The sequence below is a fragment of the Streptomyces sp. NBC_01551 genome, assembly GCF_026339935.1.
GTDB lineage: Bacteria > Actinomycetota > Actinomycetes > Streptomycetales > Streptomycetaceae > Streptomyces.
Genome location: NZ_JAPEPX010000001.1, coordinates 5,434,469 through 5,447,403, shown reverse-complemented (window position 1 = coordinate 5,447,403; position 12,935 = coordinate 5,434,469). Strand labels below are relative to the sequence as shown.

The 12,935-nt window shown below is 69.1% G+C and carries 13 protein-coding genes; 4 read left to right on the top strand and 9 right to left on the bottom strand.

Features of this window, described 5'->3' with window-relative positions; all coding sequences use genetic code 11:
• Positions 1-91: 91 nt before the first annotated feature.
• From OG982_RS24575 to OG982_RS24545, 7 genes are all read right to left on the bottom strand, one after another.
• Positions 92-1,480, bottom strand: a complete 1,389-nt coding sequence (locus OG982_RS24575; protein ID WP_266783255.1) for a nucleobase:cation symporter-2 family protein — start codon at positions 1,478-1,480, stop codon at positions 92-94.
• A gap of 273 nt (positions 1,481-1,753) precedes the next feature.
• A complete protein-coding gene (locus OG982_RS24570; RefSeq protein WP_266783257.1) occupies positions 1,754-3,157 on the bottom strand; it encodes an 8-oxoguanine deaminase in 1,404 nt (467 codons plus the stop codon).
• A gap of 218 nt (positions 3,158-3,375) precedes the next feature.
• Entirely contained in the window at positions 3,376-4,299 is a 924-nt protein-coding gene (pucL, locus tag OG982_RS24565) for a factor-independent urate hydroxylase (protein WP_266573105.1), read from the bottom strand.
• A gap of 1 nt (position 4,300) precedes the next feature.
• Positions 4,301-4,705 carry a hydroxyisourate hydrolase gene (gene uraH / locus OG982_RS24560; protein ID WP_266783259.1) on the bottom strand — a complete coding sequence of 135 codons (405 nt, stop codon included), beginning with the start codon at positions 4,703-4,705 and terminating at the stop codon, positions 4,301-4,303.
• Positions 4,702-5,217, bottom strand: coding sequence for a 2-oxo-4-hydroxy-4-carboxy-5-ureidoimidazoline decarboxylase (gene uraD, locus OG982_RS24555; RefSeq protein WP_266783261.1), 516 nt, complete (start codon positions 5,215-5,217; stop codon positions 4,702-4,704). The genes uraH and uraD overlap by 4 nt, the downstream gene beginning before the upstream one ends.
• Before the next feature lie 154 nt (positions 5,218-5,371).
• Positions 5,372-5,755, bottom strand: coding sequence for a helix-turn-helix domain-containing protein (locus OG982_RS24550; RefSeq protein WP_266783263.1), 384 nt, complete (start codon positions 5,753-5,755; stop codon positions 5,372-5,374).
• Positions 5,752-6,003: a thiamine-binding protein gene (locus OG982_RS24545; RefSeq protein ID WP_266783265.1), complete on the bottom strand. Its 252-nt coding sequence runs from the start codon at positions 6,001-6,003 to the stop codon at positions 5,752-5,754. Before OG982_RS24545 ends, OG982_RS24550 begins: the two co-directional genes overlap by 4 nt.
• A 126-nt stretch (positions 6,004-6,129) precedes the next feature.
• Here OG982_RS24545 and OG982_RS24540 point away from each other — a divergent pair, with 126 nt between their 5' ends.
• From OG982_RS24540 to OG982_RS24530, 3 genes are all read left to right on the top strand, one after another.
• Complete coding sequence (locus tag OG982_RS24540) at positions 6,130-6,963, top strand: TIM barrel protein (RefSeq protein WP_266783267.1); 834 nt, start codon at positions 6,130-6,132, stop codon at positions 6,961-6,963.
• A 75-nt stretch (positions 6,964-7,038) separates the two neighbouring features.
• On the top strand, positions 7,039-7,929 hold the full coding sequence (locus tag OG982_RS24535) for a 2-hydroxy-3-oxopropionate reductase (protein WP_266783269.1): 891 nt from the start codon (positions 7,039-7,041) through the stop codon (positions 7,927-7,929).
• A 227-nt stretch (positions 7,930-8,156) separates the two neighbouring features.
• On the top strand, positions 8,157-9,614 hold the full coding sequence (locus OG982_RS24530; RefSeq protein WP_266791733.1) for a catalase: 1,458 nt from the start codon (positions 8,157-8,159) through the stop codon (positions 9,612-9,614).
• 561 nt (positions 9,615-10,175) lie between these two features.
• Here OG982_RS24530 and OG982_RS24525 read toward each other — a convergent pair.
• Both OG982_RS24525 and OG982_RS24520 read right to left on the bottom strand, forming a co-directional pair.
• Positions 10,176-11,108 carry a nitrilase-related carbon-nitrogen hydrolase gene (locus tag OG982_RS24525; protein WP_266783271.1) on the bottom strand — a complete coding sequence of 311 codons (933 nt, stop codon included), beginning with the start codon at positions 11,106-11,108 and terminating at the stop codon, positions 10,176-10,178.
• The gene (locus tag OG982_RS24520) at positions 11,105-12,148 is read right to left on the bottom strand and encodes an agmatine/peptidylarginine deiminase (protein ID WP_266783273.1); all 1,044 of its coding nucleotides are present in this window, start codon (positions 12,146-12,148) and stop codon (positions 11,105-11,107) included. The genes OG982_RS24525 and OG982_RS24520 overlap by 4 nt, the downstream gene beginning before the upstream one ends.
• 153 nt (positions 12,149-12,301) lie before the next feature.
• Here OG982_RS24520 and OG982_RS24515 point away from each other — a divergent pair, with 153 nt between their 5' ends.
• Positions 12,302-12,883, top strand: coding sequence for a TetR/AcrR family transcriptional regulator (locus OG982_RS24515; RefSeq protein WP_266783275.1), 582 nt, complete (start codon positions 12,302-12,304; stop codon positions 12,881-12,883).
• Positions 12,884-12,935: the final 52 nt, after the last annotated feature.

Sequence of the window (12,935 nt, the reverse complement as noted above, 5' to 3'; positions counted from 1 at the left end):
GTGCGTACGCCACACCCGCAGTGGGTGACGTACGCACCGCCGCACGCTGGTCGGCGCACCGGCGGCGCACCCCTCCCCAAGAGGAGCGGAGCTAGTGCACCGGCACCGGGTCGGCGGCGGCCGGGGCCGCGCCCGTCCTGGCGCCGAGGTGGTTGAAGGCCAGGTTCAGCCCGATCGCCACGACACAGCCCGTGCTGATGCCGGAGTCGAGGACGACCAGCAGGTCCTTCGGGAAGGCGTGGTAGAACTCGGGCGCCGCGATCGGGATCAGGCCGATGCCGACCGAGGCGGCGACGATCAGGGCGTTCTCGCCCTTCTCCATGGCCGCGCCCGCCAGGGTCTGGATGCCGCTGGCCGCGACCGAGCCGAAGAGCACGATGCCGGCGCCGCCGAGGACCGGCAGCGGGACCACGCCGATCACGGAGGCCGCCACCGGGCACAGGCCCAGCAGGATCAGGATGCCGCCGCCGGCCGCGACGACGAACCGGCTGCGCACCTTGGTCATCGCCACGAGCCCGATGTTCTGGGCGAAGGCGCTGCACATGAACCCGTTGAACAGGGGGCTGAGCGCGCTGCCGAGGGTGTCGGCGCGCAGCCCGCCCTCGATGGTCTTCTCGTCCGCCGGGCGGCCGACGATCTTGCCGAGGGCCAGGATGTCGGCGGTGGACTCGGTCATGCAGACCAGCATGACGATGCACATCGAGACGATCGCGGCGACCTGGAACTGCGGGGCACCGAAGTGGAACGGGGTGGGGAAGCCCACCAGGTCCGCGTTCCGGACGGCGTCGAAGTTGGTCATGTGGAGCGGGATGGCGATGAGCGTGCCCGCGACGAGGCCGAGCAGGATGGCGATCTGCTGGAGGAAGCCGCGCAGGAACTTGCGCATGACCAGCACGATCGCCAGGGTGAGGGCGGCCATGCCGATGTTCTTCATCGAGCCGTAGTCGGCGGCGGTGCGGTTGCCGCCCTGCGACCAGTTGAAGGCGACGGGGAGCAGCGACACCCCGATGAGGGTGATGACCGTGCCGGTGACCACGGGCGGGAAGAAGCGGACGAGCTTGCCGAAGTAGGGGGCGGCGAGGAAGCCGAGCAGGCCGGCGACGATGATCGCGCCGAATATGACGGGGATGGCATCGGCCCCCTCCCCCTTGCCGATGGCGATCATCGGGGTCACGCCGGCGAACGAGACGCCGTTGACGAAGGGGAGTTTGGCGCCGATCCGCCAGAACCCGAGGGTCTGGAGCAGGGTGGCGAGGCCTGCGGTGAAGAGCGAGGCACCCATCAGGAAGGCGGTCTCGGTCGCGGAGAGACCGACGGCAGGCCCGACGATCATGGGTGGTGCGACCACACCCGCGTACATGGCGGCCACGTGCTGGAGACCGCTCGTGAACATCTTCAGCGGAGGAAGGGTCTCGTCGACCGGGTGCTTCTCCTGCGGTACTACGACTGCGTCTTTGCGAAACCTGGGCGTTTCTGCCACGGCTTCCTCCGGTCGGTTAGACACGTCGGCAGGGACGTGGGTGTCATGGAGGTGGTGCGAAAGCGGTGCGAGTCGAGCCTTGTATTCAGTTGTGCAGAAACGATTCGCCCGAGTCGTTTGCGCGGAAGACGAAAAACAGGAGTGGCACGAGTCACCGCCCCCGGGGGCGCCTTCGGAAATCCTTGGGCGCTTCCCGGGAACGGCTGCCGCGGACCCCGCTCGGGTCCGCGACCGCCGGTCGAGGGCCGTCCCCCTCGACCGGACTCCGTGGGATCAGGCCTGCGCGGTGATCCGCGCGAGGCGCTGGGCCTCTTCCCGGGTGGACACGGCGATCGCGTCCTCGTCGGCGAAGAGCAGTCGGTTGTTCTCGACGATCTGCTTGCCGTTGACCAGCGAGAGGGTGACCGGGGCGGCGGCGCCGAAGACCAGCGCGGTGACCGGGTCGGCGATGGAGGAGTGGGCCAGCGTGCTCAGGTTCCACATCACCAGGTCGGCGCACTTGCCGACCTCCAGCGAACCGATGTTGTCGGCGCGGCCGAGTACCTGGGCGCCACCGTACGTACCGAGGCGCAGGGCCTGACGGGCGTTGAGCGCGCGCTCGCGGTGCACCGGGTTCAGGCGGTTGATCAGCAGCGCGTTGCGCAGCTCGGTGTGCAGCTCGCCGGACTCGTTGGAGGCGGTGCCGTCGACGCCGAGGCCGACCGGGACACCGGCGGCGAGCATGTCCGGGACGCGGGCGATGCCGGCGGCCAGACGGGCGTTGGAGGACGGGCAGTGCGCGACACCGGTCTTGGTGCGGGCGAACGCAGCGATGTCGGAGTCGTTCATGTGGACGCTGTGCGCCATCCACACGTCCTCGCCGAGGAAGCCGGTCGACTCGAAGTAGTCGGTCGGACCCATGCCGAACAGTTCCTTGCAGAACTGCTCCTCCTCGACGGTCTCCGAGCCGTGCGTGTGCATGCGCACGCCGAGGCGGCGGCCGAGCTCGGCGCCCTGCTTGAGCAGCTCGGTGGAGATGGAGAAGGGGGAGCACGGCGCGACGGCGACCTGGGTCATCGCGTCGAAGGAGTAGTCGTGGTGCTTCTTGACGGTCTCCTCGGTCGCGATGAGCGCGCCCTCGGTGGTCTCGACCGCGAAGTCCGGGGGCAGGCCGCCGTCCTTCTCGCTGCGGTCCATGGAGCCGCGGGCGAGGGTGAAGCGGACGCCCATCTCGGACGCGGCGCGGATGATCGCGCCGGAGAGGTCGCCGGAGCCCTTGGGGTAGACGTAGTGGTGGTCCATCGCGGTGGTGACACCACCGCGGGCCATCATCGCCAGGGAGCCCTGGGCCGCCGTGTACGCCATCTGCTCGTCGATGCGCGCCCAGGTCGGGTACAGCGCGACGAGCCAGTTGAAGAGGTTGTGGTCGGTGGCCAGACCGCGGGTGATCCACTGGTAGAAGTGGTGGTGGGTGTTGACCAGACCCGGGGTGACGAGGTGACCCGTTCCGTCGATGCGGCGGACCACATTGCCGAGGTTCTCGGGGGCTTTGCCCGCACCGATCGACTCGATCTTGTTGCCGGCGACGACGACGTAGCCCGAGGCGTACTCGGTGTCGTTCGCGTCTACGGTTGCAATCGCACAGTTTTCGATGACGATGCGCTCGACGGCGCTGTCATGGGCTGCCGATGCTGCCATGGGACTTCCTCGTGCTTTCAGTGGCGGTGCGGGCACGGCAAAACCCAGGGGATTTGAGTGCCGGAGCCGGGGACCTTGACAGCTGACAGTACTGCCGTCCCGTGTGGTGCGTCCGGGTGCCGATTCAGGAAGTTGAAGCGTGTCGCGGTGGGGAGTCGAAGCCTGCCGCGCGGTCCCGGGGCCACTGCGGAGCCCCGGGACGTGCCTTCGGCGAAACGTCAGAGGTTGGTCATGTCCACGGGGATACGGGCGTCAACGCCGTCACGAAGGACCGTCGCCTCGATCAGACCGTACGGACGGTCCGCCGCGAAGTAGACCTCGTTGTCGTTCTTGAGGCCGAAGGGCTCCAGGTCGACGAGGAAGTGGTGCTTGTTCGGGAGCGAGAAGCGGACCTCGTCGATCTCCGAACGGTGGTTGATGATGCGCGAACCCATCTGGTAGAGGGTCTGCTGCAGCGAGAGGGAGTAGGTCTCCGCGAAGGCCTGGAGCATGTGCTTCCTGGTCTCGGCGTAGGACTTCTCCCAGTTGGGCATCCGCTGCTCGTCGTCCGACCAGTTGAAGCGCCAGCGAGCCGACACCTGGGTGGCCAGGATCCGGTCGTAGGCCTCCTTCAGCGTCGTGTACTTGTCCTTCACGTAACCCCAGAACTCGGAGTTCGTGGAATTCATGACGACGAGGTCCTTGAGGCCGGAGATGACCTCCCAGTTCGTGCCGTCGTACGTGATCTGGGTGACGCGGGTCTCCTGGCCCTCGCGGACGAAGGAGTGGTTCACCTCGTCGGAGCCGATGAACTTGGAGTTGGCGTCCGAGGTGGCGATCCGGGACCAGGAGTACTCCTCGATCCGGATGCGCGCCTTCTGGATCGGCTCCTGGCTGTTGACGAACCAGCGCGCCAGGTGGATGCCGAACTGCTCGGCGGACTCGATGCCGTACTCCTTGGCGAACGCGTACACCGTGTTCTTGGTGGTGTCCGTCGGCAGGACGTTGGCGTTCGAGCCGGAGTAGTGGACGTCGTCCATGTCGCCGGAGAGGGCGACCGAGACGTTCAGGTCCTTGATGTGGTGGGTGTCGCCGTCCCGCGTGATCTTGACGACGCGGTTCTCTGCCTTGCCGTACTGGTTCTGGCCCAGAATCGTGGCCATGCTAGCTCCCTCGGTAAACGGAGTAGCCGAACGGGTTGAGCAGCAGCGGTACGTGATAGTGCTCGCCCGGGTTCACCGCGAAGGTGATGGTGACCTCGGGGAAGAACGCACCGCTGTCCCTTACGCGGGGGGCGTCCTGCTGCGCCTCGGCTTGCTTGTTGGAACTGTTCTTCTTCGAGAAGTACGTCTCGGTCTCGAAGTCGAGACGTACGTGGGTGGTTCCCTCCGGCAGGGCCGGCAGGTCTTTGCAGCGACCGTCCGCATCGGTGGCGGAGCCGCCCAGGGCCGCCCACTCGCCGCCCTGGCCCGCGCGGGCCGACAGGGAGATGGCGACGCCCTCGGCGGGCTTGCCGATGCTGGTGTCCAGGATGTGAGTGGACACGGACGCGGTGGTGTCTGTGCTCATGCCGCGCTCTCTTCCTCGATGAGTCGGGTCAGCCGGATACGGTTGATCTTGACGAGCTCGCCGCGGGCGATCTCCCGCTCCTGCTCCGGCGAGTTGTCGATCCGCACCTTGACCGCGTCCCGCATGAACTCACCGGTCGCACCGGTGGCGCAGATGAGGAAGACGTGGCCGAACTTCTCCTGGTACGCCAGGTTCAGTTCGAGGAGTTCGCTCTTGAGCTCCTCCGAGGCACCGGCCATGCCGCGCTGCTCGCGGGCGGAGGTCGGGTCTCCGGGCTTCGGCCGGCCGATCGGCGCGTGGCCTGCCATCGCTTCGGCCAGGTCCTCGGCGGTGAGCTCGGCCATGGCGGCCTCGTTCGCGGAGAACAGGGAGTCGGCGCCGGCGAAGGGGCGCTGGGCGAGCAGTTTGCTCCCCCATGCCGAACTGGCACACACCTCGTGCAGCTCGGCCGTGGCCTCGCTGTCGTCCAAGGCGTTGAACCGGGTGAGACCCGGGGTCGGACTCGAAGTCACGGTAGGCCTCCGTGGCCTGTTGTTGCTTTGACGGGCTGGGCATAGCTAACGCCCTCGACAACACGGCGTCAACACTTTGTTGAAACTTCCCGTACACAAAAGCCGCCGCCCGGATGAATTGGGCGGCGGCTCGTCACAGTGGGTCAAGCAGGGTTCACGCTTTGCTGTTTTTGTTGGGGTTTTCCCTGTTCAGATAGTTGTAGACCGTGAAGCGGCTTACGCCCAGGGCGCCCGCGACCGTCTCCACGCCGTGCCGGACCGAGAAGGCGCCCCGCGCCTCCAGTATCCGGACGACGTCCTGCTTGGTCTTCCGGTCGAGCTGGGACAACGGTACGCCGTGCCGGCGCTCCAGCGCCGCCAGGATGTGGTCCAGCGAGTCGGACAGCTGGGGCAGGCGTACGGCCAGCAGCTCCCGACCCTCCCACGACAGGACCACGTCGTCGGGCAGCGCCTGGGCCGGATCCATCAGCTCGCCGCCCATGGCGTCGACCAGCGGCTTGACCGCGGCGACGAACGGGTGGTCGCGGGGCTCGGTCACGGGGTGTCCTCCGCAATCACGTTCACCTGGAGCGACACGCGCGTGGCTCCGGACTCCAGCGAGTCGCGCAGCAGCGCGGCCACCGCGGTCAGCACCCGGTCGGCCTCGCCCTCGGCGGTATTGCCGAACGGGCCGACGTCCACCGCGTCCAGCTGGGCCTTCTGGATGACCTCGCGAGCGGCCACGGCATGGGCAGGGGCCTCTTCGAGATCGAAGGGCTCGGTCGTGAACTCCACTCTCAATCGCACGCAGGTCAAGCTACCCCGCCGTCTCGATTTTCCGGCAGTTCGCACTTGACATCTGCGACGAGCCCGATGCAGTCTTCCATCAAGCAGAAACTAACTTCCGCAATACGGAAGGAGCGCATACCCCTCATGGGATACACGGACCAGCGCTTCGATGTGAACCTTTCGATCCTCTTCACGGAACTCCCGCTCCTGGAGCGTCCCGCGGCTGCCGCCGCGGCCGGCTTCACGGCGGTCGAGCTGTGGTGGCCCTGGATCGAGACCCCCACCCCCGCCCAGGAAGAGCTGGACGCCCTCAAGAAGGCTCTTGAGGACGCCGGCACCCAGCTGGTGGGCCTGAACTTCTACGCCGGCCAGTTGCCGGGCCCGGACCGCGGCGCGGTATCGGTACCCGGTGAGGAGTCGGAGCGCTTCAACGCCAACATCAACGTGGCCGCGGACTTCGCAGCCTCGGTCGGCTGCAAGGCGCTGAACGCCCTCTACGGCAACCGCGTCGAGGGGGTGGACCCGGCCGTTCAGGACGAGCTCGCCCTGAAGAACCTGGTCGTGGCGGCCCGGGCCGCGGACCGCGTCGGCGCGATCCTCCTGATCGAGACCCTCAACAAGCCCGAGTCGCCGCTCTACCCGCTGGTGAGCGCCCCGGCCGGCATCGAGGTAGTGGACAAGGTGAACGAGGCCTCCGGCCTCGGGAACGCCAAGTTCCTGCTCGACCTGTACCACCTGGCGATGAACGATGAGGACCTCTCCGAGGTCATCGAAAAGTACGCCGCCAAGACCGGTCACGTCCAGATCGCGGACAAGCCGGGACGCGGTGCCCCCGGCACCGGCGAGCTGCCCCTCGAAGAGCTGCTCGACCAGCTGAGGAAGGCCGGATACGAGGGCTACGTAGGCCTGGAGTACAAGGCCGCCGACGCCGCCGCGTCCTTCGGCTTCCTCCCGGCCGAGGCCCGCGCCGCCCGGTAGGCGGACGAAGTCCGGGCGATCAGCCGGGCACCCCTCGCACTTTTCGTACGAAGCATTAAGAGAAGGACCCTCATCATGAGCACCCTCCCCAACATCGCCTGGATCGGCCTCGGCATCATGGGCTCCCCCATGGCCGAGAACCTCCTGAAGGCCGGCTACCCGGTCACCGGCTTCACGCTGGAGCAGGACAAGCTGGACCGCCTGGCGGCCGCCGGCGGCACCGCGGCCGGCTCGATCGCCGAGGCCGTCAAGGACGCTGACGTCATCATCACGATGGTGCCCGCCTCCCCGCAGGTCGAGGCCATCTCCTACGGTGAGAACGGCATCCTGGAGAACGCCAAGTCCGGCGCGCTGATCATCGACATGTCGTCGATCACCCCGCAGACCTCCGTCGACCTGGCGAAGAACGCCGCCGAGAAGGGCATCCGCGTCATCGACGCCCCGGTGTCCGGCGGCGAGGCCGGCGCCATCGAGGCCGTCCTGTCGATCATGGTGGGTGGCGAGCAGGCCGACTTCGACGAGGCCCTGCCGGTCCTCGAGGCCCTCGGCAAGACCATCGTCCTGTGCGGCCCGCACGGCTCCGGCCAGACCGTGAAGGCCGCCAACCAGCTCATCGTCGCGGTCAACATCCAGGCGTGCGCCGAGGCCGTGGTCTTCCTGGAGAAGTCCGGCGTGGACCTGAACGCCGCCCTGGACGTCCTCAACGGCGGTCTGGCCGGCTCCACGGTCCTGACCCGCAAGAAGGACAACTTCCTGAACCGCGACTTCAAGCCCGGCTTCCGGATCGACCTGCACCACAAGGACATGGGCATCGTCACCGACGCCGCCCGCAACGTCGGTGCGGCCCTCCCGGTCGGCGCGGTCGTCGCCCAGCTCGTCGCCTCGCTGCGCGCCCAGGGTGACGGCGGCCTGGACCACTCGGCTCTGCTGCGTGCGGTCGAGCGCCTCTCCGGCGCCCAGATCTGAGCCCGCGGCCCGCTCGCCGGGCCGCCCTTCCCCCTGACGGGGGCCTGAGTTTCCGGATGGTGCCGGTGCTGACACCTGTCCTGTCGCGCCCAAGCGCCGGCACCGTCCGGATCACCTCTCTCCATCTTTGTTCAACAAACTGTTGACGCTGCGTTCGGCCTGAAATTAGGCTGTTCCGCATGACGGAAGACGCTTTTCGTCAGCAGGTTCCCGTACGGAAGGTCACCATGTCGAAGCGCACGCTGACGACCGAGTCCGGCGCCCCGGTCGCCGACAACCAGAACTCCGCCACCGCCGGCGTCGGTGGCCCGCTCCTGGTCCAGGACCAGCAGCTCCTCGAGAAGCTTGCCCGCTTCAACCGTGAGCGCATCCCGGAGCGTGTGGTGCACGCCCGCGGCTCGGCCGCGTACGGCCACTTCGAGGTGACCGACGACGTCACCGCCTACACCAGCGCCGCGTTCCTGAACACGGTCGGCAAGAAGACCGAGACCTTCCTGCGCTTCTCCACCGTCGCCGACTCGCTCGGTGGCGCGGACGCGGTCCGCGACCCGCGCGGCTTCGCGCTGAAGTTCTACACCGAAGAGGGCAACTACGACCTCGTCGGCAACAACACCCCGGTGTTCTTCATCAAGGACCCGATCAAGTTCCCCGACTTCATCCACTCCCAGAAGCGCGACCCCTTCACGGGCAAGCAGGAGCCGGACAACGTCTGGGACTTCTGGGCGCACGCCCCCGAGGCGACGCACCAGATCACCTGGCTCATGGGTGACCGCGGCATACCGGCGTCGTACCGCCACATGAACGGCTACGGCTCGCACACCTACCAGTGGACGAACGAGCAGGGCGAGGCCTTCTTCGTCAAGTACCACTTCAAGACGAACCAGGGCATCCGCTGCCTGTCGGGCGACCAGGCCGCCGAGCTCGTCGGCAAGGACGCCAACTCGCACCAGACCGACCTGCTCCAGGCGATCGAGCGCGGCGTGAACCCGTCCTGGACCCTGTACGTCCAGATCATGCCGGCGGCCGAGGCGGCGGACTACCGCTTCAACCCGTTCGACCTCACCAAGGTGTGGCCGCACAGCGACTACCCGCTGCAGCGCGTGGGCCGTCTGGTCCTCGACCGCAACCCGGACAACGTCTTCGCCGAGGTCGAGCAGTCCGCGTTCTCCCCGAACAACTTCGTCCCGGGCATCACCGCCTCGCCGGACAAGATGCTCCAGGGCCGCCTCTTCGCGTACGCCGACGCCCAGCGTTACCGCCTCGGTGTGAACCACACCCTGCTGCCGGTCAACGCCCCGAAGGCGACGAAGGCCGAGAACTACGGCCGCGACGGTGTCATGGCGCTGCGCAACGGTTCGCGCCACGACAAGAACTACGAGCCCAACTCGTACCAGGGCCCGGTCGAGACCGGCCTGGCGCTGGGCGCCCCGAAGGCCGTCTCCGGCTACACGGGCACCCACGAGGCCCCGGCCCACACCAAGGACGACGACTTCTTCCAGGCCGGTGAGCTGTACCGCCTGATGTCGGAGGCCGAGAAGCAGCGTCTGGTGGCGAACATCGCCGGCGGCCTCTCCCAGGTCACCCTGGACGACGTCATCGAGAAGAACCTGGCTCACTTCCACGCCGCCGACGCCGACTACGGCAAGCGCGTCGAGGAGGCCGTCCGCGCCCTGCGCGACGCCTGAGCCACAAAGCTGCACCGGGGGCCCTGACGGGAGGTCAGGCCCCGGGTGCCGAGCCCGACCCGCGGACCCGGATGAGGGGTGGTACGCGGCGAGGGCAGGACGAGGACCGTGGCGGGCGCGCGAGCCAGTGCGGTGGTAATGGGTTCCGAGGCCCGTCTCTTGACCTGAGGGAGACGAAGCCGAAGTTCTCGTCGCCGCCCGCCACGGTCCCAGCCACTCCTCTGTATACAGGGGCCACGCACAGAGTCCCCTGTGTACGGAGGAGCAACCTCCCCACAATCTCCGCCCGGCGGTGCGAACGGCCTCTCCTGGACGCCGTCCTCGCACCGCTGCGCGGGCATCGGTCCGGCTGCGCCGGCCTCCGGCCGTCGGGTACTTCCCGAGGCCACAATCTCCGCCCGGCGGTGCGAACGTCCTGTCGCGCCAGCCTCGCACCGTCGGGCGGTCATACCCAAAGCGCCGAGTCACGGACGGTCCCGTGACTCGGCGCTTTGTCGTTCGCCCGGCGCGCCGCCCCCACCTCGCCGCCGGCGCAGCCGAGTGGGCGGCCGGGCCCGCCCCTCAGGGGCGTTCGGTGAGCCGGCCGTAGAGCTCCGGCCGGCGGGTCTGCGTCAGGCCGAACTCCAGCCAGTCGCGGCGCTGGTCGAGGTCGAGGTCGGCGACCAGGACGGCTTCCCTGTCGCGCGGGGCGCGCAGCATGACCCGTCCGTACGGGTCGGAGATGAAGGAAGACCCGTAGAAGGTGGAGCGGCCCTCGGTGCCGACGCGGTTGGGCACGATCATGAACAGGGCGTTGGCGAGGCCGTTGGCGGTGATCGCGTGTTCCCACATCGGCCGGGTGTCGAAGTCGGGCAGGCCGACCTCGGAGCCGATGGCGGTGGGGTGGACGAGGATCTCGGCGCCGTGCAGGTGGTAGGCGCGGGCGAGCTCGGGGAACCACTCGTCCCAACAGGTGGGGAAGCCGAACCGGGCGCCTTGGTGGGCGATGACGGGGAAGCCGCTGTCGCCGGGGCGGAAGCAGAGGTCCTCGCGGTAGCCGGGGAAGGCCGGGATGTGGTTCTTGCGGGTCCGGGCGATCAGCTTGCCGTCCGCGTCCACGCAGACGGCGGTGTTGTAGCCGAGCCCGCCGTCCTCGGCGCGCTCGTAGAGGGAGGCGTGCACGGTGATGCCGAGACCGGTGGCGAGTTCGGCGGCCAGCCGGGCGGTGGGGCCGTCCTCGACGTCCTCCAGGTAGCGGGCGGCGCCGTCGGCCATGGGGTCGTCGGTGTTGCAGAAGTAGGGGCTGCGGGTGAGTTCCGGGAGGCAGACCACCGTCGCCCCCTCGGCGGCGGCCAGGCGTACGCCCTCGCGCAGCCGCTCGTCGTGCTCGGCCTCGTCGGCGTGCCGGCGCATCTGGACGAGGCCGACGCGCAGTGGCTCGCGCTCGGCGGGTTCCGTGCGGGCCGGGGAGCCGAGCGGGGAGCCGAAGGAGGTGAGGAGCCGGTACGTGCTCACGCGCGCGCCTCCTTCGGGAGCTGCTGGGTGATGCAGTGGATGCCGCCACCGCCGTACGCGAGGGCCGGGGTCGGGACGCCGACCACCTTGCGGCCGGGCAGCGCGGCGGCGAGCACGGCGAGGGCCGCCTCGTCCTGCGGGGCGCCGCCGACGGGGACCACGCAACCGCCGTTGGCCAGGTAGAAGTTGAGGTACCCGACCTCGACGGGGTTGCCCTCGACCTCGCCGTACGTGGTCTGCGGGACGGGGACGACCTCCAGGGCGCGGCCGCGGGCGTCGGTGGAGGCCGCCAGGACGGCGAGGTTGGCGCGCATCCGGGCGTGGTCGGGGTGCGCGGGGTCCTCGGGGAGCGAGACGACGACCTTGGCGGGGCCGACGAAGGCGGCGACGCCGTCCACGTGGCCGTCGGTCTCGGTGTCCTCCAGGCCGCCGTACGGGAGCCAGATGACCTTCTCGATGCCGAGGCGGCGCTTCAGCTCGTCCTCGATCTCGGCGCGGCTCATGCGCGGGTTGCGGTTGGGGTGCAGGAGGCACTGCTCGGTGGTGATGAGGGTGCCCTCGCCGTCGACGGTGATCGCGCCGCCTTCGAGGATCATCGAGGAGTGCACGCGCGGGACGCCGAGGCGGTCCAGGAGGAGCGAGGCGAGCTTGTCGTCGGCGGTCCAGGGGTAGTGCTTCTCGCCCCAGGCGTTGAAGCGGAAGTCGACGCCGACGCGGGCGCCGTGCTCGTCGAGGGCGAAGACCGGGCCGGAGTCGCGCAGCCAGGAGTCGTCGATGGGCAGCTCGATGACCTCGATGTCCGGGGCGGCGCCGGTGTCGGAGCCGCTGCCCTGGTCGGCGCCGCACGCGGCGCGGGCCTCCTCGGCCAGGCCGGGCGCGGCGATCATGATGACGGGCTCGAAGGCGGCGATGGCGCGGGCGACCGCCGCGTACTCCCGCTTGGCCGCCTCGAAGGCGGGTCCCCAGAGGGCGGGGCGGGTGGGCCAGGCCATCAGACAGGCGTCGTGTTCGGCCCACTCGGCGGGCATGCGCGGATTCATGGGATGGCTCCTTCGAAGGCGGTGCACGGCTGACTGAATTTCCAGTCAGTTTCGCAGGGACTGAAAATCCGGTCAGGATGCCGGGATGGAGCTATCGTGGGACCTGACTGAAAGCTCAGTCAAGAGGTGTCCGACCGAAAGGTGCGAGCGAGAGTGGCCGATCGCCAAGCGTTGATCCTGGAAGCAGCCGTACGCGTCATCGCCCGCACCGGCGTCAGAGGCCTGCGCGTCGAGGAGCTGGCGGCCGAGGCGGGGGTCTCCACCGCGCTGATCTACTACCACTTCAAGGACCGGGCGGGCCTGATCCGGCGCACCCTCGCCTTCATCAGCGACCGCGCCACCGACTACACCGACGCCGCCCTGGCCGACACCGACCACGCCCGCGCCACCCTGCTCCAGCTACTGCTGGGCGAGCTCCAGGACACCCGGCGCGTCCGCGAGAACAGCATCGCCTGGGGCGAGTTGCGGGCCACCGCCATCTTCGACGCCGACCTGCGCGAGCCGCTGGCCGAGTCCACCCGCAACTGGACCCGGGAGACCGCGGAGGCCATCGCGGACGCCCAGGCGGCCGGCCGGGCCGACCTGCGCGTCTCGCCGCTGGACGCCGCGGACCGGCTCACCGCCCTGGTCGAGGGCCTCAGCGAGCGCTGGCTGAGTGGTTCGCTGACCCTGGACCGGGCCCGCGCCCTGCTGGCCGGCGCGGTCGACGCCGAACTCGGGCCGGACGCCGCGTAGTCCGGCCGGCATCAGGGCCGCCGGCATCAGGGCCGCCGGGTCAGCCCTCGGG